The sequence below is a fragment of the Kineosphaera limosa NBRC 100340 genome (genome assembly GCF_000298215.1).
In the GTDB taxonomy this organism is placed as follows: Bacteria; Actinomycetota; Actinomycetes; order Actinomycetales; family Dermatophilaceae; genus Kineosphaera; species Kineosphaera limosa.
The window spans coordinates 33201-57096 of the sequence record NZ_BAHD01000029.1; the positions used below are offsets into that span (position 1 = coordinate 33201).

A 23896-nucleotide genomic window follows, 5' to 3' on the forward strand; every position below is an offset into this window, starting at 1 on the left:
AGGCGGAGGCGGCGATGCTCAGCCGCGCAACAGGTCGTACCGGTCGTTGTTCATGACCTTGGCCCACGCGGCGACGAAGTCCTCGACGAACTTGTCTTCGGCGTCGTCGGAGGCGTACACCTCGGCGACGGCGCGCAGCTCGGAGTTCGAGCCGAACACCAGGTCGGCGCGGGTGCCGGTCCACTGCTGGCCGTCGGCGCCGGTGCCGTTGAACGTGTCGGCGTCCGCGCCGCCGGTCCACGTGGTGCCCAGGTCGAGCAGGTTGACGAAGAAGTCGTTCGTCAGCTGCCCCACGCGGTCGGTCAGCACGCCCGCGGTCGAGCCGCCGGCGTTCGCGCCGAGCACCCGCAGGCCACCGACCAGCGCGGTCATCTGCGGCGCCGACAGGTTGAGCAGGTTGGCGCGGTCGACGAGGGCGTACTCGGCCGGCAGCGCGTTGTCGCGCCGGTCGTAGTTGCGGAAGCCGTCGGCCTTGGGCTCGAGGTAGGCGAACGTCTCGAGGTCCGTCTGCTCCTGGCTGGCGTCGGTGCGGCCCGGCGAGAAGGGCACGGTGACGGTGTGGCCGGCCGCCTTCGCGGCCTCCTCCACGCCGACGCCGCCGGCGAACACAATGAGGTCGGCCAGCGAGATCTGCGTGCCCGACTCGTTGAACGCCGACGCGATGCCCTCGAGAGCCTCCAACGCCGTGGCCAGCTCGGCCGGGTCGTTGACCGCCCAGCTGCGCTGCGGCTCCAGGCGCACCCGGCCACCGTTGGCGCCGCCGCGCTTGTCGCTGCCGCGGAAGCTGCCGGCCGACGCCCACGCCGTCTTGACCAGCTGGGAGACGCTCAGCCCGGAGTCGAGAATGCGCGCCTTGAGGTCGGCCAGGTCGTCGGCGTCGACGAGGTCACCCTCGCGGGCCGGGATCGGGTCCTGCCACAGCAGCTCCTCGGTGGGCACCTCGGGGCCCAGGTACCGCGAGACGGGGCCCATGTCGCGGTGCGTCAGCTTGAACCAGGCGCGCGCGAAGGCGTCGGCGAACTCGTCGGGGTTTTCCAGGAAGCGCCGCGAGATCTTCTCGTAGGCCGGGTCCTGAATGAGCGACAGGTCGGTCGTCAACATGCCGGGGGTGCGGGTGCGCTCGGTGCCGTGCGGGTCCATGACCGTGTTGGCTCCGGCGCCGCCCTTGGGGGTCCACTGGTGCGCGCCCGCGGGGCTCTTGGTCAGCTCCCACTCGTGCTCGAAGAGGATCTCGAAGAAGCGGTTGGTCCAGCGGGTCGGCGCGTCGGTCCAGATGACCTCGAGACCACTGGTGATCTGGTCGTTGCCCTTACCGGTGCCGTAGCTGTTCTCCCAGCCCAGGTTCTGTCGCTCCGGGCCGGCGGCCTCGACATCCGGGCCGACGTACTGCTCCGGGTCGGCCGCACCGTGCGTCTTGCCGAAGGTGTGCCCGCCGGCGATGAGGGCGACGGTCTCCTCGTCGTTCATCGCCATCCGGCCGAACGTGTCCCGGATGTCGTGGGCCGCCGCGACCGGGTCCGGGTTGCCGTTGGGGCCCTCGGGGTTGACGTAGATGAGGCCCATCTGCACGGCCGCGAGCGGGTTCTCCAGCTCGCGGTCACCGGAGTAGCGCTCGTCGCCGAGCCAGGTGGTCTCCGGGCCCCAGTAGACGTCGTCGTCCGGCTCCCAGGCGTCGACGCGGCCACCGGCGAAGCCGAACGTCTTGAAGCCCATCGACTCCAGCGCCACGTTGCCGGACAGCACGAGCAGGTCGGCCCAGGAGAGGTTCTTGCCGTACTTCTTCTTGATCGGCCACAGCAGGCGGCGGGCCTTGTCGAGGCCGACGTTGTCGGGCCAGCTGTTGAGGGGGGCGAACCGCTGCTGGGCGGCGCCGGCGCCACCGCGACCGTCCTGCTGGCGGTAGGTGCCGGCGGAGTGCCAGGCCATGCGGATCATCAGCGGGCCGTAGTGGCCGAAGTCGGCGGGCCACCACTCCTGGGAGGTGGTCAGCACCTCTTCGATGTCGCGCTTGACCTGGGCGAGGTCGAGGGACTCGAACGCGGCGGCGTAGTCGAAGTCGCCGCCGAGCGGGTTGATGACGGCCGGGTTCTTGGCCAGGATCCGCACGTTGAGACGGTTGGGCCACCAGTCCTGGTTGGCGTCGCCCTGAGTGGGGTGGATGGCGGTGTGAATCACCGGGCAGGACTCAACCTGGCCGCGGCTCTGCGGGCTGCCCTCACCGACCTCCGGGCTCTGCTCCGGCGACTGGTGGGCGGCGTTGGTGGACTCGTTGACGGACATGGGGTCCTTCCGTTCATCACTCGGCGGCTAGACACGACAATTCGTGCGGCCAGCGGAAGCCAGCCGGGGGTGGTTCGACACGAGTCTTGCGGCTAATCTGGATAAGATCAAGATCAGGCGGCGTCTTGATCTGAGACCGGCCGCCGCGCGCCAGGCTGCCCTTATCCCTGCCCCGTTGCCGACCCGGTCACGGCCCGTCCGCAGAGCGGGAGATCGGCCACCCGGGCCAGGTGTTGGACGCCGTGGGAGTGCTCGGCCCGGTCGACCTCCAGCCTCGCGTCGCGCCCGTCGAAGACCAGCGTCATGACGCCGTTGGCGAAATTCGGGCCGTAGTCGATGTTCCAGTCCAGGCCCGTGTCGGGCACGCCGACCCAGCGCGACATCCGGCGCAGCACCCCCAGGGGCAGCCGGTAGTCGACGATCGAGTTGGCCCAACGCAGCGCCCGCGGCAGCGGATTGCGAAAGGGCGACATCGTCAGCTGCTCGATAACGGTGCCCGGGTGCTCGGTGTCGGCCAGGTAGGCCCGCGCGACATACGAGCAGTGCACGTCGCCGGAGAGGATGAGCACCCCGGCCGGCGGCTGCGGCGAGGCGACCACCTGCCGCAGCAGTTCGACGAAGTGGCCGAACGAGCGGCGGAAGGCGGCCCAGTGCTCGAGGTCGATGAACTGGCGCAGCCGCTCCCCGAGGATCGGCGCCAGCCGCCCGTGAGTGCCCTCGGCGACCGCCTCGTTCCACCCCTCCACGTGGTGGATGCCGCGCGGCAGCAGCACCGGCAGCGTGGACCCCAGCAGCAGGTGCGTGATCGTGCCGTGCTCGCGGCGCCCCAGCGCCTGCGCCTGCACCCAGTCCCACTCGTGGTCGTCGACCATCGCGCGCGGCCCGTTGGTCAGTTGCCGAGAGGCGCGGCAGTCGATGGCGACGAGCCGCACGATCCCGGCGTCGTCGTCGTCGGCGTCGCGAAAGTCGCGCACGAAGCTCCACCGGGTCGAGTCGATCTGCGCGTCCGCCGCCCAGGCGAACTCGTCGAGTTCTGCCGTGTGGGCCGCCTCGTCGCCGCCGGCGCGCAGGGCCGCGAACAGTTCGTCGCGGTCCAGGTAGGTCGGCGACAGATTGCCGAGGTGCTGGTAGATCCAGTACGAGCCGAACGCCCCGACGACTCGGTCGCGCCACCACGGCTCCTGCGTCACCCGCTCCCGCCAGGCCGCGGAGGTGTTCCAGTCGTCGCGCAGGTCATGGTCGTCGAGCAGCATGCACGAGGGCACGGTCGAGAGCAGCCAGCGCACCGGCTCCGGGGTCCAGCTCTCGTGGTACAGCCAGGTGTACTCCTCGAAGTCCCAGACCTCGCCGGCGACCTCCTCCCAGCCGCTCGGCACGGGATCGTGCGCGCTGCGCAGGCGGTCGACGAGCTCCGGAGACGGTTCGTCGGCGTAGATCTGGTCGCCCACCATGAACAGGGCGTCGGGCCAGCGCTCGTGCGGCGTGTGCCGCATGGTCTCGGCCAGGGCCGCGAGCGCGTCGGCACCGAACTCCGCCAGGCCCTCTTCGTCGAAGGGCGCGACGCGGCGGCACGAGCCGAACGCCAGGCGCAGCTTGCCGCCGACGAGGGTGCGGATGACGCTGGGCGGGCGGTTCGACTCGGGCTCGGGCCACACGGGCGTCTCGTCGAGGTGCACCCGGTAGGGCAGCACGCTGGCCGCCGGCAGGCCGCGGATCTGCACCAGCGCGTAGTGGTGGCCGTGCACCGACCAGGTGTTCTCGGTGACGACCCGGTCCCGCGCTGAGCCCTCGGCATCCCCGGCGTCCGAACCGGTCGCCGGATCCGGCTCGACGGTGACGGTCACGGTGCACGGCCGGTCGGTCTCGACCCAGATCGTCGCATCGTGCCGGTCCACGTAGCGCAGCACCGGGCCGAGCAGCAGGCGTGGGTCGCTCATGGCCAGCAGGTTATGCCGCCCGGCTGACGCGCACCTGCCCGGCTGTGGGCAAGGGGCTGAAAGCGCCGCCGCACCCATCACTGGCAGGGGGCGCCGGCCAGTCGTGGCTGCGGGTCGGTCAGGTCCCGCAGAAGGTCACGTGCGCGGGCGCGTCGTCCGGAGCCGGCTCGGCCAGGTCGGCCAGGTCGGCTCGCTCGTCGAAGGGGCGGCGCACCGCGCTCAGCAGTCGCTCGAAGAGGGCGAGGTCGCCGTCGGTGGCGGCGGCCAGCGCCTCCTCGACGCGGTGGTTGCGCGGGATGTAGGCGGGGTTGATCCGGTTCATCGCGGCGGCGACCTCCACGGGCTCCCCCACCACCATGGCCGCCCGCCGCTGCGCCCAGGCGTCGAAGGCGGTCGGCTCGGCGAACAGGTCCCGGGCGGTGCCGGCCGCCAGCGCGCGAAAGAAGCCGGTGAAGTCGACGCGCTGCTCACGCAGCAATTCCAGGCAGTCCGCGATGAGCGCCCGCGGCTGCACCGCTCCGGCCGCGGCCACCGCATCGGCATCGGACTCCGACTCAGCCGCAGACTCCGGCTCCGGGAGGCCCAGCTTGGCGGCCAGGATCGCGGTGACGGCCGCGTCGTAGCGGCGGGCGAACCCCGACAGCGCATCGGTGGCCCGGTCGACGGCTGTGTCGGGGTCGGGGTGCAACAGCGGCAGCAGGGTCTCGGCGAAGCGGGCGAGGTTCCACTGGGCGATGCCGGGCTGGTTGCCGTAGGCGTATCGGCCGCCGTGGTCGATGGAGCTGAAGACGGTGGCGGGATCGTAGGCGTCGAGAAAGGCGCAGGGTCCGTAGTCGATGGTCTGGCCGCTGATCGTCATGTTGTCGGTGTTCATGACGCCGTGGATGAAACCGACCGACATCCATTGGGCGAGCAGCTGCGCCTGTGCGCCGGCCACCGCCTCCAGGAGCGCGAGGTAGGGGTTGCCGGGATCGCCGAGGTTGTCGGGGCCGTGCGCGTCGGTCGTGATCGCCGGGTAGTGGCGGGCGATCGCATAGTCGGCCAGGCGGCGCACGAGGTCGGGCCCGCCGTTGGCGGCGGCGAATTGGAAAGTGCCGACGCGCAGGTGGCTGGCGGCGACCCGGCAGAGCACGGCGCCGGGCAGGTAGCCCTCCTCGCGCATGACGCGCTCACCGGTGGCCACGACCGACAGGGCGCGGGTCGTGGGGATGCCTAGGGCGTGCATCGCCTCACCCATGAGGTATTCGCGCAGCATCGGCCCGAGCACCGCCTTGCCGTCGCCGCCCCGCGCGAACGGGGTGCGCCCGGAGCCCTTGAGGTGCAGGTCGCGGCGCTGACCGTCGGTATCGAGCAGCTCCCCCAGCAGCAGCGCCCGCCCGTCCCCCAGTCGCGGGGAGTAGCCGCCGAACTGATGGCCGGCGTAGACCTGCGCGACCGTCGGCACGCTCTGGGGCACCTGCCCGAGCAGAAACTCCAGGCCGTCCGGGCCGGCCAGCCATGCCGGGTCCAGGCCCACTTCGACGGCCAGGTCGTCGTTGAGCACCTGCAGCGTCGGGTCGGGCGCCGGCGCGGCCCGCCACGCCAGGCTCAACTCCGGGACAGCCTGCGCATAGCCCTGCTCGAGGTGCACCGGCAGCAACGGGATCGGCGGCTGGCTCATGCGTCCCGAGGCTACGTCGGCCCGCCACTCGCCCGCCACCGCACGGTCGCCGGGCAGTGATCTGCGGTGCTCGCGGGTTGATCGGCGGCAATCGGGAGTGATCGGCGGCGCTCGGGTGTAGTAACGGCCCGGTGACTGCCCCGGGCCAGCCCGGGCCAGCCGGCTCAGCCTTCGCCGAGCCCGTGCCGTGCGGAGTATTCGAGCACCCCCTGGGCCGCGGCGGCGTCGGTGGCCAGGTGGGTGACGTAGCCGGCCGCGAGGGCGACGGCGAGCGCGCGCACCTTGCTGCGGCCGCCGGCGATGCAGACCCGCCGCTCGGTGCGGCGCAGATCGGCGAGCGGCACGGCGACGGTGCGGGCGTCGAGGTCGGGCAGGCAGATCTGGCCGGTGTCGTCGTAGAAGCGGGAGCAGATGTCGCCGGCGGCACGGCGAAGCAGGTGCTCGCGCTCGGCCGGGCTGAAGTAGTCGAGGGTGAAGAGCGTCGCGTCGAGGGCGATGGGGCCGACGGTGAAGGCGGCCATCGAGGTGCGCCGGCCGAGCTGGAGGACGGCCTGGACCTGGCGCTCGGCCTCCAGGGCGCGCATCGTCTCGACCCGCTCGAGGTAGACGGGCAGGTGGAGCGTGCGGGGGTAGGCGTTGAAGGCGGCGCAGAAGAGCGACATCGTCTCGTACTCGCGGGTGCGCTTGGGCTGCAGCGGGACTCCGCCCTTGAGCTCGACGATCTCGACGTCGTCGCGGGTCGTCGGCTGCAGGTGTCGGCCGACGGCCCACATCGTCTCGCCCCAGGAGAGTCCGAGGAGTTCGCCGTCGCGCACGAGGTCCTCGAGGAGCCCGGCGCCGACGCGGCCGAGTTCCTCCAGGGGCCCGACCGGGTCGGCGGGCCCGGAGGCGACCCGCACCTCCTCCAGACCGAAGCGCTCGGCGAGCTGGTCGCCGAGGTCGGAGGTCACCTCGCGGGGGTCGTGCACGTCGATCGTCACGTACCGCAGGTCCTTGGCCGTCTGGATGAGCTTGGAGACGGTAGGCCGGGAGACCCCGAGCCGGCGCGCGACGTCGCCCTGGGACAGGCCGCCGAGGTAGTAGAGCTTGGCGGCGTCGAGGGCCTGCTCCTGGCGCGGCTCCATGTCCTGTCCCTTCGTCACGGGGGCGATTCGGCCGGGTCTCACGTGATGTCGGCCGGTGCGGTAGGGGGTCGCCTTCGGGCCATTGGTCCCCTCTCGAACTTTTGTCAATCTAGCTCATTGACGTTCGTGCCATGACGCCCTTAGAGTGAAGGCACATTCGTTCGCACGGCAGGGAACGAACGTTCCGGATTTGGAGCGTCGCCTCGCCGCGCACCCTCTGGAAGGATCCCTGCATGTCTCGCCGCGCCGACGTCGCCCAGCTCATCGACCACACCCTCCTCAAGCCCGAGAGCACGCGCGCCGACGTCGAGCGACTCGTCGCCGAGGCCGCGGAGCTCGGCACCTACTCGGTGTGCGTCTCGCCGAACATGCTGCCGCTGACCGACAACCGCGGCCTCAAGGTCGCGACCGTGTGCGGCTTTCCCTCCGGCGCTCACAAGGCCCAGGTCAAGGCGGCCGAGGCGGCGCAGTCGGTGCGCGACGGCGCCGACGAGATCGACATGGTCATCGACATCGCGCAGCTGAAGTCCGGCGACGTCGCCGGCACCGAGGCCGAGATCCGCGCGGTCCGCGAGGCCGCCCCCGCGCCGACCGTGCTCAAGGTCATCATCGAGTCCGCGCTCCTGACCGACGACGAGATCGTCGCGGCCTGCCGCGCGAGCGAGGCCGCGGGCGCCGACTTCGTCAAGACCTCGACCGGCATGAACCCGGCCGGCGGCGCGAGCGTCCACGCCGTCGAGCTCATGGCGCAGACCGTGGGTGGCCGCCTCGGCGTCAAGGCCTCCGGCGGCGTCCGCACCGGCGAAGACGCCGAGGCGATGATCGCCGCGGGCGCCACCCGCCTCGGCGTCTCCGGCTCGCGCGCGCTGCTCGAGGGCCTGAAGTGAACACCGACGTCAGCGCCGACGTCGTGACCCAGGCCCGCGAATGGGCCGCGCACGACCCCGACGAGGCTTCGCGCACGCAGCTGCTGGCCCTCGTCGACGCCGCCGCCGCCGATGAGGCCGCGGCCGCCGATCTCGCCTCCCGCTTCGTCGGGCCGCTCACCTTCGGCACCGCGGGCCTGCGCGGCGCGGTCGGCCCGGGCGAGTCGCGGATGAACGTCGCGGTCGTCACCCGCGCCACCGCCGGGCTGGCCGCCTACCTCGACGGCGCCCTCGACCAGCCGGCCCGGGTCGTCGTCGGGTGCGACGCTCGGCACGGCTCCGACGCCTTCTACGACGCGACGACCCAGGTGCTCTCGGGCGCCGGCGCGCAGGTCATCGCCCTGCCCCGGCAGCTCCCGACGCCCCTGACCGCGTATGCCGTGCGCGCGCTCGACGCGGACGCCGGCGTCATGGTGACGGCCTCGCACAACCCCCCGGCCGACAACGGCTACAAGGTCTACCTGGGTCGCGCCCTCGGTGGCGAGGACGGCGTCGGCGTGCAGATCGTGCCGCCGGTCGACGGGCTCATCGCCGCCCAGATCGCGGCGGCCCCGCCGGCCGACGAGGTCGCCCGCTCCGCGGCGAACGTCACCCCCGCCCCGGCCGACCTCGTCGACCGCTACGTCGCGCGGACCGCGGGCCTGCGCGGGCGCACCGAGGCCTCGAACACCCGCATCGTCCTCACGCCGATGCATGGCGTCGGCGGAGCGACGGCCCTGCAGGTGCTCGCCGCGGCCGGCTTCGGCGACGTCCACGTCGTCGCTCAGCAGCAGCAGCCCGACCCGGACTTCTCGACGGTGCCCTTCCCGAACCCCGAGGAACCCGGCGCGATCGACCTCGCCCTGGCCCTGGCCCGCGACGTCGACGCCGACGTCGTCATCGCCCTCGACCCCGACGCCGACCGGTGCTCGGTCGCCATCCCGGAGCGCGACGGCACGTGGCGTCAGCTCAGCGGCGACGAGGTCGGCTGGCTGCTCGGCGAGCAGGCCGCGACCGACCCGACCCGCTCCGGCGACACCCTCGCGTGCTCCCTCGTGTCCTCCCGGCTCCTCGGGCGGATCGCCGAGCATCACGGCCTGCGGGGCGCGACGACGCTCACCGGCTTCAAGTGGATCGCCCGCGCGCCCGGCATCCGGTTCGGCTACGAGGAGGCGATCGGCTACTGCACCGATCCCGAGTCGGTCAAGGACAAGGACGGCATCTCGGCGATGCTGCGCGTCGCGACGCTTGTCGACGACCTGGCCCGCGACGGGCGCACGATCCCGGACGCGCTCGACGACCTCGCCCGCACCCACGGACTCTTCGCCACGGCGCCGCTCAGCTTCCGCGTCGATGACCTGTCGATCATCACCGACGCGATGGCCCGCCTCCGGGCCGCCGACGTCACGGAGCTCGCCGGTTCGCCGGTCGCCTCCGTCACCGACCTGGCCCACGGCTCGCCCGAGCTGCCGGCCACCGACGCGATCATCCTCACCACCCAAGCCGACGACCGCGTCATCGTCCGCCCGTCTGGCACCGAGCCCAAGCTCAAGTGCTACCTCGAGGTCGTCGTGCCCGTGCCGGGCTCCGACATTCCGCGCGGCGTCGCGCAGGAGCGCCTACGCCGCCTCGGCGCCGACATCACCGCCGTGCTCGGGCTCTGAGCCCACCTCTCTGAGCCGCCTTTCCACCCCACCGGACGTCACTCGCGCGGGGCGGGAGCCTTCCCTGACTGGATCGCTCCCGCTGCCGGGCCGATGCGCCCTGCCCACTTTCACCAGATCGGATTACGCGTCATGTCTTCTTCGCCCGCCCCCGGCAACGGTGCCGCGACCGCGGTCCCCGTCGCCGATGTGCCCAACCCCAAGCGCGCTGTGCCCGTGCTCCTGGGCATGTTCATCTTCTGCCTCGTCGTCGACTCGGCGTTCCGTTTCACGTCCAAGCCGATCGCCGACGACCTCGGCCTGTCGGTCACCACGGTCAGCCTCCAGACCACCCTCGGCGGCATCATCATCGGGGTCGGCGCCGTCGTCTTCGCGACGCTGTCGGACTCCATCAGCATGCGGAAACTGCTGCTCGGCGCCATCGGCATGATCTGCGTCGGCTCACTCATCGGCTTCTTCTTCAGCTCCTCCTGGCCGATGATCCTCACCGGCCGAATCATCCAGACCAGCGGGCTCGCAGCCGCGGAGACCCTCTACGTCGTCTACGTGACGAAGTACCTGCCGAAGGAAGACCAGCGCACCTACCTCGGCTTCTCCACCGCCGCCTTCCAGCTGGCCATGCTCATCGGCATCGTCACGACCGGCTTCATCTCGACCTACGTCAGCTGGACCGCGCTCTTCCTCGTGCCCCTGCTGTGCCTGCTTGCCGTGCCAGCCGTCCTCAAGACGATCCCGGACCACCAGCTCGCCGGCTCCCGGCTCGACGTCTTCGGCATCGTCCTCGTCGCGATCGTCGCGACCGGCACCATGCTCTTCCTGCAGGACTTCAACTGGCTGTTCCTCGCGCCGGCCGCCGTCGGAGTCGGTCTGCTGTGGTGGCACATCCGCACGCACCACGACGCCCTGGTCGACCGGGCTTTCTTCGCCGACCTGCGCTACCCGAGCACGCTGGTCGTCGTGTTCTTCCTGTACGCCGTGCAGTTCGCCTACATCTTCGCGTTCCCGTTCCTCATCACCGAGCTGTACGGCATGTCCTTCGACACCATCTCGCTGCTGACCGTGCCCGGCTACGTCTGTGCCGTCATCGTCGGGTCCCTCAGCGGCAAGATCGGTGAGCGCCTCTCGATGCGCGCCACCATCACGCTGGCCGTCGGGCTCATCATCGTCGCGCTCGTTGTCCCGGCCGTCTTCGTCACGACCTCGGTGATCCCCTTCGTGCTCTCGCTCGTCGTCTTCTCCTCGGGCTTCGCGCTGCTCTACGCCCCGCTGGTGGCCACCGCGATCCGCGACATCACGCCCGTGCGCTCCGGCGTGGCCATCGGCTTCTACAACCTCATGATCAGCATCGCCGTCTCGGTCGGCATCGCCTACACCGCCAAGCTGCTGGACCTCAAGCCGGCGCTGTTCGACGCGATCATCACCGCCCCGGAGGGCTTCAGCAAGAGCTTCTCCAACTCGCTCCTCCTCATCGCCGTCGTGGCGCTCATCGGGCTCATCATCTACCGGGCCGCCGCAGCCGTCTTGGCTCGGGACGACCAGCGCGCCGGACGCGAGTCCGCGCTGGGCAGCTGACCCCGGACCGCGTACCCGCCTCCACACCCACACCCCACACCCACACCCCACACCCCACACCCCACACCCCACACCCTCGAAAAGGATGAACACCATGACGAACGACACCACCCAGACGAACGAGAGCACCGACCCCTACGCCGCCGCCCAGGTCGCCGCCACCGCGATCCGCGACCGCTTCGGCATCGACTCCATCGATGTCGGCCTGGTCCTGGGCTCGGGCTGGAAGTCCGGGGTCGACGAGCTCGGCGAGCCGCTCGCGGAGTGCGCGCTCGAGGAGATCCCCGGCTTCCTGCCGCCCGTCGTCGCCGGCCACGGCGGCAAGCTGATCCTCGTCCGCACCCCGAATGACAAGATCGCCGCGATCCTCACCGGCCGCACGCACTACTACGAGAAGCGTGGCGTCGACGCCGTGGCCCACGGCGTACGCACCCTCGCCGCCGCCGGCGCCACGACGATGGTCCTCACGAACGGCTGCGGCGGGCTCGACGTCGAGATCGCGCCCGGCACCCCGGTGCTGCTGCGCGACCACATCAACCTCACCGGCGCGACGCCGCTCGTCGGGGCGCGCTTCGTCGACCTCACCGACGCCTACTCCCCGCGCCTGCGCGACCTCGCCCGCGGCGTCGACCCGAGCCTCACCGAGGGCGTCTACGTGCAGTTCCCCGGCCCCGACTACGAGACCCCGGCCGAGGTGCGCATGGCCGGCATCATGGGCGGCACGCTCGTCGGCATGTCGACGACGCTGGAGACGATCGCCGCCCGCGAGGCCGGCATGGAGGTGCTCGGCATCTCGCTGGTCACCAACCAAGCGGCCGGCATCTCCCCCGAGCCGCTGGACCACCACGAGGTCCTCGAGATGGGCCAGGCCGCCGGTCCGCGCCTCGCCGCCCTCATCAAGGGCATCCTCGAGGCGATCTAGGTGGACGTGATGACCGACTTCACCCTTGACGGACCACGCCGGTGCGCTACAGGCGACGTCGTGGCGCATCCCGGAGCCGCGCTATGTCGTGCTCATCGTCCACGGCTACAGCCAGCACGTGCACATGTACGACCCCGTCGCTGCCGTCTTCAACGCAGACGGCGCCAGCGTCTACGCCGTCGACCACATGGGCCACGGCAGGTCCGAGGGCGAGCGGGCCGTCTTCGACGACATCGAGAAGATCGTCGACGACGTGCACCTGCTCGCCGAGCGCGCCCGTGCGGAGGTGCCGCAGGTGCCGGTCGTCGTCGTCGCCCACTCGATGGGCGGGCTCATCGGCTCCCGCTACCTGCAGCGCTACCCCGACGAGCTCGCGTGCGGTGTGCTGTCGGCGCCTGCCCTGACGACGGACGGCATCATCGACACCCTCCTCGCGCAGCCGGAGATCCTCGATGTGCCGCTCGACCTGTCGACGCTGTCCCGCGACCCCGCGGTCGGCGAGGCGCACGGTGCGGATCCGCTCGTCTACCACGGTCCGTTCCGGCGGCAGCTCCTCGAGGCGGTCAAGGCGGGGACGCAGACGCTCGCGGACGGCGGACGATTCGCCGTCCCGGTGCTCTGGATCCAGGGCGAGGACGACCAGATCGTCCGCTTCGAGTACAACCGGCCCGCCTGGGCGACCCTCGAGGGTGCCGGAGCGCAGGCACGGTCTTATCCCGGGGCCCGGCACGAGCTCTTCTTCGAGACGAACAAGGAGGAGGTGCTCGGCGACGTCCTCGCCTTCATCGACGCCCACGTCTGAGGCCGGCGGGCCCTCGGCCGAAGATAGTGTTCGCTTTTACAGGGTGGACCGGGCAAAAGCGAACACTATCTTCGCTGGCACCACACCTGGCGGAGCCCGCTTTACGGTGGAGCGATGAGCACCGCAGCCGCCTTCATCGACCTGTTCGACCGCATGCCCGACCTCGTGCGCGAGTCGCTCGACTCCCTCGACGAGTCCCAGCTCACCCAGCGAATCGCCCCGCAGGCCAACACCATTGCCTGGCTGATCTGGCACCTGGCTCGGGTCGAAGACGACCACATCAGCGGCGCAGCCGCCGCGTTGGCCCTCCCGGAGTACACCGACCAGGCCTACCTGCGGCTGAGCTTCGTCGACCGGTTCGACCTGCCGTTCGCGCCGCGCGAGACCGGCTACGGCATGACGACCGAGCAGGTCGGGCAGGTGCGGGCGCCCGGTGATCTGCTCGTGGCCTACTACGACGCGGTGCACGCCAAGACCGACGCCATGCTGCGCCACGTGCGCGAGGACGACTGGAGCACGATCGTCGACGAGCAGTGGACGCCGCCGGTGACCCTGCAGGCCCGGATCGTCAGCGTCGCCAACGACGTCACCCAGCACGTCGGGCAGGCCGCCTTCGTCCGCGGGATCCTGCTGGCTCACTGACCAGCCAGCCCCAGTTCAGGCGACTGGGCAGCGGATGCAAGGCATGGGGCTCAGCGCCGGAGGCGGTGGCGCAGGAGGTCAGCGCCCGGCCCGGTCAGCTCGTCGGCGGCGACGGAACGACCGGTGGCGGCGAGGGCGAGCGCTTCCAGGGTGCCCTCGGCAGCGGGGCCGATGCCGCCGGACCAGTCGGCGTCGGTGGCCCGCAGCCCCACGCCCTCCAGTCGACCCGGCGGCACGAGCGCCGGGGCGACCTCGTCGCTCACCAGGTAATCCAGCAGCGTCTGCCAATGCTCGGCCGGCACATCGGCACTCAGCCCCAGCGGGCGGGCGAGGTCCCGCAAGTGGATGCAGGCGTCGGCGAACGGACCCATCGGGCCGACCCGCGGCGGGCTGACCTGGTCGGCGGCGTGCGCACGCAGCAACTCGATGAGGTGCGCGGGTTCGGCCTGCGCGAGCTCGCGGGCGAAGTGCGCAACGGTCGCGTCGGTGTTGCCCCAGTAGCGCAGCGACACGACGAAGAATCGCCGGAAGCTGACGTACACCGGCTGCACGAGATGGCCGGCCAGGTCGTGCACGGTCCAGCCCGCACACAGGGTGGGTGCCTGCCACTGGCCCGGTGCCAGGCTCGCCAACACGTCGGCGAGCAGGAGGCGATGCTGCGTGGTCCACGCGTAGATCTGCTCGTCGTCGCTGGCCATCCCCACTCCCCACGCCCTGCTCGAAATGCGCCATTTACCCGGCATTCGGGTGCCTGGCACGGCGGATTCGTCGCCGAAAGTACCAGTTCGGGACGCGGCTCGCGGGTGCGGCGGCCTCGGCGGGGCGGGCGCGGACCTAAAATTAGCTGGTGAATCCCCAGCCGAATCCGCGTCGAGTGGCGAACAGTTCATCGTGACTACCGTCGTTCTGCTCGCGCTCGCCTCGACGACCTGCGCCGCGATCTCCACCGTGCTGAAGCACCTCAGTGCCAACCAGCCGGTCAAGCCGATCCTGGGCGGGCACGTGCCGCAGGTGCTCGACCGGATGATCGCCAACCCGCTGTTCCTCGCGGCGCTGGCGGTCGACGCGGCGGCGGTGGCGTTCCAGGTGTTCGCCCTGCGCTACGGGGATCTGTCCACCGTGCAACCGATCCTCACGCTGGCGCTCGTCATCAGCCTCGGGCTGGACCACGCGGTCTCGCGCACCCGCATCACCCGCGGCGAGATGGTGTGGGCCGCGACCCTGGTCGCCGGGCTCGTGCTGTTCCTCGTCTCCTCCGGCGCCACCGACCCCAAGCGCGGGGTCGAGTTGGGCGACCGCACGGCCGGGTTGGTGCTCGGCGGGCTGGCGCTCGTCATCTGGCTCGTCGCGCTGCTGGCCACCCGCAAGGCCAAGGTCACCGTGCGCGCGCGGGTGCAGGCCGCCGGGGTGGCCGGCATCTACGCTGCGACGGCCGGCCTCATCAAGTCCTCGACCCGGGTCATGGACAACCTGGGGCTCGACGTGCTGCTCGGCTCGTGGCAGCTGTGGACGCTGCTCGTGCTGGCCGGCATCGGCCTCGTGCTCAACCAGCACGTCTTCTCGCTGGCACCGCTGCACGTGACCCTGCCCGTCATCGCCTCCCTCGACCCGCTGTTCAGCGTCGTCATCGGCCGGGTCGTCTTCAACGAACACCTGCTGGCCACCCCGTTCGCCGTGCTCGTGGAGACCATCGGGCTGGGCATGCTGCTGCTCGGGGTCGTGCGGCTCAGTAAGTCGCGCACCCACGACACGATCTCCGTGACTGCCGGCGGCGACCAGCCGTTGCCTCCCTCTCCGCGCGGCTGAGACCGGCCCGCACGCCAACCCGCACGCCAACCCTCGCACCAAGGCTGCGTCAGCGGTCTGGCCTTCGTAGGGTGAGGGGGTGAACGCACGCCTGGCGCGACTCGAGCTGCGACTGTTCTGGCCGCTCATCGCGCTGTTCGTGGTGTGGACCGCATTCACCGTCACCGGCCGTTTTCAGGGGCTGGATCGGGCCACGCTGGCTCCGTGGATCGACCCGCGCTCACCGGTCGGGCAGTTCGCCGAGGCCATCGCGCTGGTCAGCAACCCGATCACGCTGTACGGCGCGATCGCCCTCTACGGGCTGTGGGCGCTGCAGCGCCGCATGCGGCGGCTGGCGTCGGCCCTCTTCCTCACCTGCCTCGGTTGGCCCATCGAGGTGCTGCTGGCGTTCTGGTCCGACGAGCCGCGGCCCCCCACTCCGTTCGCCGATTCGGTGTCGTTCGTCGGCGCCTCATATCCGGCGGGGCATCTGGTCGCGGCGACCGCGCTGACCTGGGTGTCGGTGACGTTGGCGCACGCGCGACGGCGACCGAACGCCTCGATCACGGCGGTTCGCGTGGCCGGCGTCGTCGTGGTGTGCGTGCTCTTCTTCGATCAGTGGATTCTGCGGGCGCACTGGCTCAGCGACCTCGTCGGAGGGGTACTGCTCGGGGCGGCGCTGGCGACCGGGGCGCTGTGGCTGTGCGGCGCCGACGAGATCCTGCACGCGTGGGCGACCTCCGACTTGCCGCAGGAGTCCGTCGACAAGCGGGCGGCCATCATCTACAACCCGATCAAGGTGGTCGACTTCGACCTGTTCCGCCGCCGCGTCGAATACGCGCTGCTGCACGCCGGCTGGAAGCCGCCGCTGTGGCTGGAGACCGCCCGCGACGATCCGGGGCAGCAGATGGCTCGGGATGCCGTGGCAGCGGAGGTCGATCTCGTCATGGTCGCGGGCGGCGACGGCACGGTGCGCGTCGTCTGTTCGCAGCTGGCGCACACCGGCATCCCGGTCGGGCTGCTGCCCGCCGGCACCGGCAACCTGCTGGCCCGCAACCTCGGGGTGCCGCTGGACGAGGACTCCGCGATCGCGCTGGCACTGACGGGCACACCGCAGGCGATCGACGTCGTGCACGCGCGCACCGACGCGGGCCGGGAGACGTTCGCGGTGATGAGCGGGATGGGGCTCGATGCCGCGATCATGGCCAACACCAACGCCGACCTGAAGAAGGTCGTCAAGGGTGGGGCGTACGTCGTCGCCGCCCTCGGGCAACTGGGCAACGAGCCGTTCGAGCTGACGCTGAGCATCGACTCCGGGGAGCCGCGGCGGTACCGGGCGCTCATGGTGCTCGTCGGCAATGTCGGTCAGATTCAAGCGGGAGTGCAACTGCTGCCCGGCGCCGACCCGACCGACGGCAAGCTCGACATCATGCTCGCCGAGCCCTCCCGCATCGTCGACTGGCCGCGCATCGCCCGCGGATTCCTGGCCGGCCAGTCGGTGCAGGGGCTCACCTACCTGCAGGCCGAAACGGTGGACATCGAACTCGACGAGCCCGTGCCCTACCAGTTCGACGGCGACACCGCCGAGGACGTCACCCACCGCTTCCGCGCCGCCGTCGACCCCGGCGCCCTGCTCGTCGTGCTGCCACCCAAGGAGTAAGTCTCGGCGGTTCCCGTACTTGCTCGGGGCCACGCGGGCATGCGCCTGCCGAGCGACGCCCGCGTGCGTACGGTTGAGCCATGAGGTGGGCGCGTGCGTTGTGGTTGGCCGTCGCCGTCGGCTACGTGGGTGCGGTGGCCTGGGCTTACCCGAGGCTGCCCGATCCGATGGCGACTCACTGGGACTTCGCGGGGACCGCGGACGGCTGGATGAGCCGCGGCAGTCACCTGATCTTCTCGGGCCTGTTGGGGGTCGGGGTGATCTTGGGCCTGCCGCTGCTGAGCTCGGTGCTCGCGCGCGGCTCCGGGGCCTTCGTCAATGTGCCGCACAAGGACTACTGGCTCGACCCGCAACATCCGCAGCGACGCACCGAGTTCTGGCGGCGCTTCACCGACGACATGTACGTCATCGCCGCCCTCACCGGGGGCCTGTTGATCTGGATGCAGATCGAGATGGTGCTGGCCAACCGCCGAGAGCCGCCGGACATGGCGTGGTGGTCGTGGCTGCCCCTGGGGGTTTTCATCGCGGCCATCATCAGTTGGTCGCTGTACCTGGCGTTCTGGCGTTACCGCCCGCCGCAGGACGAGCCGGGATCGACCGGGCAGGGGCCGATCCTGCCCGTCTGACGCCCGGCTAGAAGCCCACCTGATCGGCCCCCTTGAGACCCAGCATCTCGCGGGCCTCGGCAGGCGTGGCGATCTCGAAACTCAACGCCTCCAGGGCGTTTCGGATCTTGGTCACCTGGGCGGCGTTGCTGACGGCGAGCTCACCGGGCTCGATCCACAGCGAGTCCTCGAGGCCGACCCGCACGTGCGAGCCCATCATCGCGCCCTGGGTGGCCAGCAGCATCTGCGCCTTGCCGGCACCCAGAATCGACCACAGGTAGTCCTTGCCGAGCAGTCGGTCGGCCGTGCGGCGCATGTGCATGAGGTCTTCGGGGTGCGCGCCGATGCCGCCGAGCAGCCCGAACACCGACTGCACGAACAGCGGACCGCGGGTCAGGCCGCGGTCGTGCATGTGCTTGAGCGTGTAGACGTGGCTGATGTCGTAGCACTCGAACTCGAACTTCGTGCCGTTCGTGGCGCCGAGCTCGAGGATCGTCTCGATGTCCTTGAAGGTGTTCTTGAAGACGACGTCGCGGGATCGCTCCAGCGCCGGCGCCTCCCAGTCGTGCTTCCAGTCGGTGTACCGGTCGAGCATCGGGTAGAGCCCGAAGTTCATCGAGCCCATGTTCAGCGAGGCGAGTTCGGGCTTGAACGCCTTGACGGGGCGCAGCCGCTCCTCGACGGTCATCGCCGGGTTGCCGCCGGTCGTGATGTTGAGGACCGCGTCGGTGTTCGGCTTGAGCTTCTCCAGGATCGGCGCGAAGTGCTCCGGGTCTTGGGAGGGGCGGCCGTCCTTGGGGTCGCGGGTGTGCAGGTGCACGATCGCCGCGCCGGCCTCCGCCGCACCCAGGGCCGCGTCGGCGATCTCGTCGGGCGTCGCCGGCAGGTGCGGCGACATCGAGGGCGTGTGGATACCGCCGGTGACAGCGCACGTGATGATGACCTTGCGGATGGCAGCCATGACGACTCCTGGTGTTGTGGACGAGTGTGAGCGGCGCGCTGGGTGCCCGAGCACCACCAGGTCCCCAGCCTTGACGCCGAAGCTAGTGCCTTACGCGGCGCGATTCGGGTCGTTCGGCCGAATCCCAGGCCCGCACCGGTGCCCCGATCATCGCCGCGCGGCCTCGACGGGTTCGCCGACCGTTTCGAGCCGACGGAGCTGAACGTAGGTGGTGCTCAGGCCGCGTAACTGCCACTCCGCGAGCCTGAGCGCGAGACGCTCCCGCCACGAGGTGTTCTTCGGGCGCGCTGGCCGCCGCCCGGGCAGGGTCACGGGAATCAACCCGACGAGCACCGCCGCCGATGCGAGCGATCCGGGCTGTAGGACGGCGGCCGTGCGCCTCGGGTCGAGGCCTAGGCTGCTGGCGGCCTCCCAGGTCGCTGTCGGGAGCGCCTCGCCCAGTGCGATGATGCGGCCCGTCGGCAGGCCCGCGGTCCATACCGCGAGGGCCGCTTCTTGCGCGGAGCCGGTCGTCACGTAGGCCCACGGACGCCCGTGCTGGGCGAGCAGAGCCAGCAGCGTCTTGGCTCCGGGTCGGGCCCAGCCGCCGGTGTGCGGGTCGTCGGCGACGACCGCCTCGACGTCCACCCGTGCGCCCTGGACTTGCATCGCCTCGTCGAACAACTCATCGAACCGGATCATCGTGTGTCCTCCTGTCGGACTGCCTGAAACTGTCGGGAACCCCGTCTTCATGATCAGACTGGATGGTTAACTGATCACGTGCAACGATCAGTTCGGCATAAAATGATCATTCGGGCGTTGGGTGGGCAACGCACCACCGTCGATGCGCTCGTCGCGCTCACGGGCGCCTCCCCCGTCACCATCCGGCGCGACCTGGCCGACCTGGAGGGGCATGGGCTGCTCAAGCGCGTGCACGGCGGGGCGGTCGCTGCCTCGCGGCGCGGCATGCGGACGCAGACCTACGCGATGCGGGCGAACCAGGACGTGGCGAGCAAGGAGTCCGTCGCGGCGCTGGTGGCGGGCCTCATCGAGGAGCACGAGACGGTGGTGCTCGACAACGGCACCACCAACGACGCCGTCGCGCGCACCCTTGTCGGCCGCGACCTGACCGTGCTGTGCATGTCGCTGCACTCGGCCGTCGCCCTCGGGGTGCACCCGCAGGCGCAGGTCATCGTGCCGGGCGGGGTCGTGGTGCCGGACACCCTCTCGGCCACACCCGCGGCCTGCATCGACGCCGCCCGCAGCATCCGGGCCGACGTCGCGGTACTCGGTGCGGCCGCGGCCAGCGCCAGCCACGGCCTGACGACGACGACCTTCGACGACGCCCAGATCAAGGGCGCCATCGTCGCCTGCGCCACACACCGCATCCTGCTGGCCGACCGGGCGAAGCTGACCCGCACGGCGAGCTTCCGGTTCGCCGGGCTCGAGGACATCGACGACCTGGTCACCACCGCGGACTCCCCACCCGACCTGCTCGAGGAGTTCCGCGCCGCTGGGGTGCAGGTGCACCTGGCCCCGGCCGCTCCGGCTCACCCGTAGGCGGGTCGGCGGGCGTTCTCCTAGGCTCGGGAGATCCGCCGAGGGCCGCCGGTTACGCCCCGCGACTCGGACCCGCGAGACACAGGAGGCACGTATGACCAACAGCTACCGCATCGCGGTGATCGCCGGAGACGGGATCGGCACGGAGGTGATGCCCGAGGGGCTGCGGGCGCTGCAGGCCGCCTCCGAGGCGTTCGGATTCGAGCTGGACACAACGGAATTCGACTGGTCCAGCGCCAACTACTACAGCCGGCACGGGCAGATGCTGCCCGACGACTGGTTCGACACCCTCAGGACTTTCGACGCGATCTTCTTCGGCGCCGTCGGGTGGCCGGACGTCGTTCCCGACCACGTGTCCCTGTGGGGCAGCCTGCTGCAGTTCCGGCGCCACTTCGACCAGTACGTCAACCTGCGCCCGGTCAAACTGCTGGCCGGCGTGCCGAGTCCGCTGGCCGGTCGCGCCCCGGGCGACATCGACTTCTTGGTGGTGCGCGAGAACACCGAGGGTGAGTACTCATCGGTCGGCGGCATCATGTTCGAGGGCACCGAGCGAGAGACGGTCATCCAGGAGACCGTGATGACCCGCACCGGCGTCGACCGGGTGCTGCGGTACGCCTTCGAACTGGCGCAGTCCCGCGAGGCCAAGCACCTGACGTCGGCCACCAAGAGCAACGGCATCGCGATCACCATGCCGTACTGGGACGGGCGGGTCGCCGCGATGGCGGCCGACTACCCGGACGTGCGCGTCGACAAGTTCCACATCGACATCCTCACGGCGAACTTCGTGATGCACCCGGACTGGTTCGACGTCGTCGTGGCGAGCAACCTGTTCGGCGACATCCTCTCCGACCTCGGGCCCGCCTGCACCGGCACGATCGGCGTCGCCCCCAGCGCGAACATCAACCCGGACCGCCGCTTCCCGAGCCTGTTCGAGCCGGTGCATGGGTCGGCGCCCGATATCGCGGGCCGCGGCATCGCCAACCCCGTCGGCCAGATCTGGTGCGGCGCAATGATGCTCGACCACCTCGGCGAGCACGCGGCGGCCGCGGCGGTACAAGACGCCTTCGAGGCAGTCCTGGCCCGCGGGGATTCGAGCGTCGTCACACCGGACGTCGGCGGCTCCGGCACCACGCAGACCCTCGGCCAGGCCATCGCCGCCGCGATTGCCGCCCCGTAAGGGCGTGTTGTCGGGGCAGGTCCGGTTTCTGCCGAGCCGCCTCGCCACACGTAGCGACTTCTTGACGTACCCGCGCGCCGGGCCTCGCGCGGGCCGAGCCTGTGACCTGGCCTTTTCCGTAAAGCGGAATTTCGGATCCCTCGCGAGTACGTCAAGAAGTCGCTACGTCCGCGCAGACCGAGCCCAGGGTCGGCGACACGTGCTCGTCAGCTTGCCCCTGCTAGCGCGTCATCGCTCCCACCGAAAGCCACAGTTCGCGGCGACATGCAGAGCAGAAACTCGGAACATCGCCGGCGAGCGTTTGTCAGGCGCGCGTGCAGGTCAGCGTGTCGGGGATCTGGGTGGAGTCGGCGGGGGTGGTGCCGCGGGCGAAGTCGGCCCAGAGGGCGCGGACGGGGCGGGCGGCGGCCTGCAGCTCCTCCCAGGTGGCGCCGGCCACAAGGGTCGCGTCGCGCCAGGTGGCCTCGTCACCGAACAGCAGGGGCAGGTCGATGGTGTGCGCGGCGCCGAACGGGTTGCCGGGGGCGGCCCAGGTGATGAGGTAGCTCCAGGCGTTGCCACCCGCGCGGGCGTGGCGCGCCGCGAACTCACGGCAGGCGCGACCGTAGACGGCCTCGGTGGTGCGGTTGCGGATCCGCGCCGAGAGCCATGGCCCCACCCGCGGGCGGTCGAACACCGCCCGCAACGGTCCGGGACGCTGCAGGAACAGCTCGGCCTCGTCGCGGGCGTAGCCGATGAGCACGTCGACGTGCGGGGCGACCGCGTCCCAGGCCGCCTCGACCTGCGCTTCGGCCGGCAACGGCGCGTGCCCGGCCTGCGGCCCGAACGACATCGCCCCCTTGAGCCCGAAGCGGGAGCCGACCCGCAACACCGGCCCGGTGAGCCGCACGACCTGCGCCACGGGAGTCTGCGCGGTCAGCGACGAGGCGACTCGCATCATCGCCGCGTTCATCCGTGCCCGACCCCGCCGAATACCCAGCGGCGGGCTCTGCAGGATCACCCGCCGAAACAGGCCTCGCGACTCGCGCGTCGCCATCAGGTGCGCGATCGCGTCGGCGCCGGCCGACTGCCCGAACGCGGTGACGTTACCGGGGTCGCCACCGAAGGCCGCGATATTGCGCTGCACCCAACGCAGCGCCTCCAGCAGGTCGAACAGGCCGAGGTTCGCGGGCCGGCTCACCCCGTCACCGAGAAAGCCGAACAGGCCCAGCCGGTAGGTGACCGTCACGACGACGACCCGCTGCTCGCGCACCAGGGGCGCCGGGTCCATGCACCCGACATCCCCGGCGCCGAAGACATAGGAGCCGCCGTGCACCCACACCATGACCGGCAAGGCCTCGCCCGGCCGCACGTCGCCCGGCATGGTCACGGACAGCCGCTGACAGTGCTCGTCGTGCCCCGACACGCTGGAGAACCCGCCGAGTACCTCGTCGAGAAACTCCACCGGCGGCTGCGGGCAGGCCGGAGCCGGTTCGGTCGCCGGGAGCGGCTCGACCCAGGGCGGCGTCGGGCTGGGGAGGGCGAACCGGTCGGCTCGCGCGTACGGAATCCCGTTGGCGCGCAACAGTTCCCCGTCGTGCCACCCGTGCACGGGGCCGCATTCGGGGGTGAAGGTCACGGTTGTCTGCACAGTCCCTCCCGCAGGTGTTCGCTCGCCAGCCCACGATAAGCAGTGGGCGCCTGCCGAGCGCGGCCGGGTTGCTCTCGGCGGCGAGAGCGCGTGGGATGGGGGCATGAGCCCTTGCCCAGGCCGCGCGGCCATGGGGTCAGGGGCACCACAGTCGGCCCAGGGACAATGGTGGGGTTGACTGATCGACGACGTCGGAGCCACCACGAGGTATGCACCTATGAACCGATCCGCCTCCCGCCGGACCACTGCGGTCACCACCGCGTCCGGGGCCCTCATCGCCTCCGGGGCGCTCCAGGCGCTGACCTCGGCGCCGCACAGGCTCGCCCACCTGCTGCGCCACCGCTTTCCGCTGGTGGCGGTCACCGGCATGACCGGCATCGGCAAGACCCGCCTGGTCGACAAGTTGGCCCGGCGCGCGACCGCCGACGACGCCATGGATGCCGGCTCCGCAGTCATGGAGCGCCGCACCCGCCGCACCGCTCGGGGCCGCGGCTTCCGGTTCCGCGTCGTGCCCGGCGACAACGCCGCCACCCGCCTGTCGGCCCTCGACGCCGTCTTCCACGACGAGCCGGTCGACGGGGTGCTGCACGTCGTCGCCAACGGCCACGCCACCCCGCGTCGGGCCGCCGGGACCAGCGGCGCGGCGGCCGCGACCCGCGACGCCCAGCTCGCCGCCGAGCTCGCCGACTGGGCCATCACCGCGCACCTGCTCGCCGCGATGGCGGTACGCCGCACCCGCCCGGTGTGGCTCATCATCGTCGTCACCAAGGCCGACCTCTTCGAGGGCGACATCGAGGAGGCCGTGCGCTATTACTCCCCCGGCAGCGGCACCCCGTTCGGCGACAAGGTCGACGAACTGCGCTCCCTGGCCGGCGGTGCCCGGCTGTCCATCGACGTGCTGCCGATGGCCGTGCCGCTGGAGAACTCCAAGCCCAACCGGCAGCTCGCCGACAAGTTGCTCACCCGCCTGGAGCGGCGCATGGCCCAGCTCAGCGGCCACATCTAGGGCATAGCCCGGCCAACGACAAGAC

Annotated in this window: 20 protein-coding genes; 12 read left to right on the forward strand and 8 right to left on the reverse strand. The window is 71.0% G+C overall.

Annotation, left to right across the window (positions count from 1 at the left end):
* Positions 1–18: 18 nt before the first annotated feature.
* The 4 genes from katG to KILIM_RS09545 form a co-directional block, all read right to left on the reverse strand.
* Entirely contained in the window at positions 19–2280 is a 2262-nt protein-coding gene (katG, locus tag KILIM_RS09530; RefSeq protein WP_006592455.1) for a catalase/peroxidase HPI, read from the reverse strand.
* Between the two features lie 161 nt (positions 2281–2441).
* Complete coding sequence (locus KILIM_RS09535; RefSeq protein WP_006592456.1) at positions 2442–4217, reverse strand: DUF7800 domain-containing protein; 1776 nt, start codon at positions 4215–4217, stop codon at positions 2442–2444.
* Positions 4218–4335: 118 nt separating this feature from the next.
* Positions 4336–5877 carry a protein adenylyltransferase SelO gene (locus tag KILIM_RS09540; RefSeq protein WP_040562844.1) on the reverse strand — a complete coding sequence of 514 codons (1542 nt, stop codon included), beginning with the start codon at positions 5875–5877 and terminating at the stop codon, positions 4336–4338.
* Between the two features lie 164 nt (positions 5878–6041).
* Complete coding sequence (locus tag KILIM_RS09545) at positions 6042–7019, reverse strand: sugar-binding transcriptional regulator (RefSeq protein ID WP_255247634.1); 978 nt, start codon at positions 7017–7019, stop codon at positions 6042–6044.
* Positions 7020–7234: 215 nt separating this feature from the next.
* On the opposite strand from KILIM_RS09545, the gene deoC reads away from it, so the two are divergent.
* From deoC to KILIM_RS09575, 6 genes are all read left to right on the forward strand, one after another.
* Positions 7235–7888 (forward strand): deoxyribose-phosphate aldolase, encoded by a 654-nt coding sequence (gene deoC, locus KILIM_RS09550; RefSeq protein ID WP_006592459.1) that lies wholly within the window; start codon positions 7235–7237, stop codon positions 7886–7888.
* Positions 7885–9570, forward strand: coding sequence for a phospho-sugar mutase (locus KILIM_RS09555; RefSeq protein WP_006592460.1), 1686 nt, complete (start codon positions 7885–7887; stop codon positions 9568–9570). Before deoC ends, KILIM_RS09555 begins: the two co-directional genes overlap by 4 nt.
* Positions 9571–9702: 132 nt before the next feature.
* Positions 9703–11142: an MFS transporter gene (locus KILIM_RS09560; protein ID WP_006592461.1), complete on the forward strand. Its 1440-nt coding sequence runs from the start codon at positions 9703–9705 to the stop codon at positions 11140–11142.
* A 94-nt stretch (positions 11143–11236) separates the two neighbouring features.
* Positions 11237–12064, forward strand: a complete 828-nt coding sequence (locus KILIM_RS09565) for a purine-nucleoside phosphorylase (protein ID WP_006592462.1) — start codon at positions 11237–11239, stop codon at positions 12062–12064.
* 25 nt (positions 12065–12089) lie between these two features.
* Complete coding sequence (locus tag KILIM_RS09570) at positions 12090–12866, forward strand: alpha/beta fold hydrolase (RefSeq protein ID WP_006592463.1); 777 nt, start codon at positions 12090–12092, stop codon at positions 12864–12866.
* 114 nt (positions 12867–12980) lie between these two features.
* Complete coding sequence (locus KILIM_RS09575) at positions 12981–13508, forward strand: mycothiol transferase (protein ID WP_006592464.1); 528 nt, start codon at positions 12981–12983, stop codon at positions 13506–13508.
* Between the two features lie 50 nt (positions 13509–13558).
* On the opposite strand, the gene KILIM_RS09580 is transcribed toward KILIM_RS09575, so the two are convergent.
* Positions 13559–14206, reverse strand: coding sequence for a maleylpyruvate isomerase family mycothiol-dependent enzyme (locus KILIM_RS09580; protein ID WP_157551619.1), 648 nt, complete (start codon positions 14204–14206; stop codon positions 13559–13561).
* A gap of 193 nt (positions 14207–14399) precedes the next feature.
* Between KILIM_RS09580 and KILIM_RS09585 the strand changes: the two genes are divergently transcribed.
* From KILIM_RS09585 to KILIM_RS09595, 3 genes are all read left to right on the forward strand, one after another.
* A complete protein-coding gene (locus KILIM_RS09585; RefSeq protein ID WP_006592466.1) occupies positions 14400–15314 on the forward strand; it encodes a DMT family transporter in 915 nt (304 codons plus the stop codon).
* 79 nt (positions 15315–15393) lie between these two features.
* Positions 15394–16953, forward strand: a complete 1560-nt coding sequence (locus tag KILIM_RS09590; RefSeq protein WP_006592467.1) for a bifunctional phosphatase PAP2/diacylglycerol kinase family protein — start codon at positions 15394–15396, stop codon at positions 16951–16953.
* 80 nt (positions 16954–17033) lie between these two features.
* Entirely contained in the window at positions 17034–17579 is a 546-nt protein-coding gene (locus KILIM_RS09595; RefSeq protein ID WP_083876035.1) for a DUF1648 domain-containing protein, read from the forward strand.
* A 7-nt stretch (positions 17580–17586) separates the two neighbouring features.
* Here the strand turns inward: KILIM_RS09595 and kce are convergent, their stop codons facing one another.
* Both kce and KILIM_RS09605 read right to left on the reverse strand, forming a co-directional pair.
* Positions 17587–18519, reverse strand: a complete 933-nt coding sequence (kce, locus tag KILIM_RS09600) for a 3,5-dioxohexanoate:acetyl-CoA acetone transferase (protein ID WP_006592469.1) — start codon at positions 18517–18519, stop codon at positions 17587–17589.
* A gap of 147 nt (positions 18520–18666) precedes the next feature.
* Complete coding sequence (locus tag KILIM_RS09605) at positions 18667–19200, reverse strand: hypothetical protein (RefSeq protein WP_006592470.1); 534 nt, start codon at positions 19198–19200, stop codon at positions 18667–18669.
* A 78-nt stretch (positions 19201–19278) separates the two neighbouring features.
* On the opposite strand from KILIM_RS09605, the gene KILIM_RS09610 reads away from it, so the two are divergent.
* Positions 19279–20058 (forward strand): DeoR/GlpR family DNA-binding transcription regulator, encoded by a 780-nt coding sequence (locus KILIM_RS09610; protein WP_040562846.1) that lies wholly within the window; start codon positions 19279–19281, stop codon positions 20056–20058.
* A 94-nt stretch (positions 20059–20152) separates the two neighbouring features.
* A complete protein-coding gene (locus KILIM_RS09615; RefSeq protein WP_006592472.1) occupies positions 20153–21235 on the forward strand; it encodes a tartrate dehydrogenase in 1083 nt (360 codons plus the stop codon).
* A 304-nt stretch (positions 21236–21539) separates the two neighbouring features.
* Here the strand turns inward: KILIM_RS09615 and KILIM_RS09620 are convergent, their stop codons facing one another.
* Positions 21540–22865, reverse strand: a complete 1326-nt coding sequence (locus KILIM_RS09620; protein ID WP_006592473.1) for a carboxylesterase family protein — start codon at positions 22863–22865, stop codon at positions 21540–21542.
* Positions 22866–23082: 217 nt separating this feature from the next.
* Between KILIM_RS09620 and KILIM_RS09625 the strand changes: the two genes are divergently transcribed.
* Positions 23083–23871 carry an ATP-binding protein gene (locus KILIM_RS09625; RefSeq protein WP_006592474.1) on the forward strand — a complete coding sequence of 263 codons (789 nt, stop codon included), beginning with the start codon at positions 23083–23085 and terminating at the stop codon, positions 23869–23871.
* Positions 23872–23896: the final 25 nt, after the last annotated feature.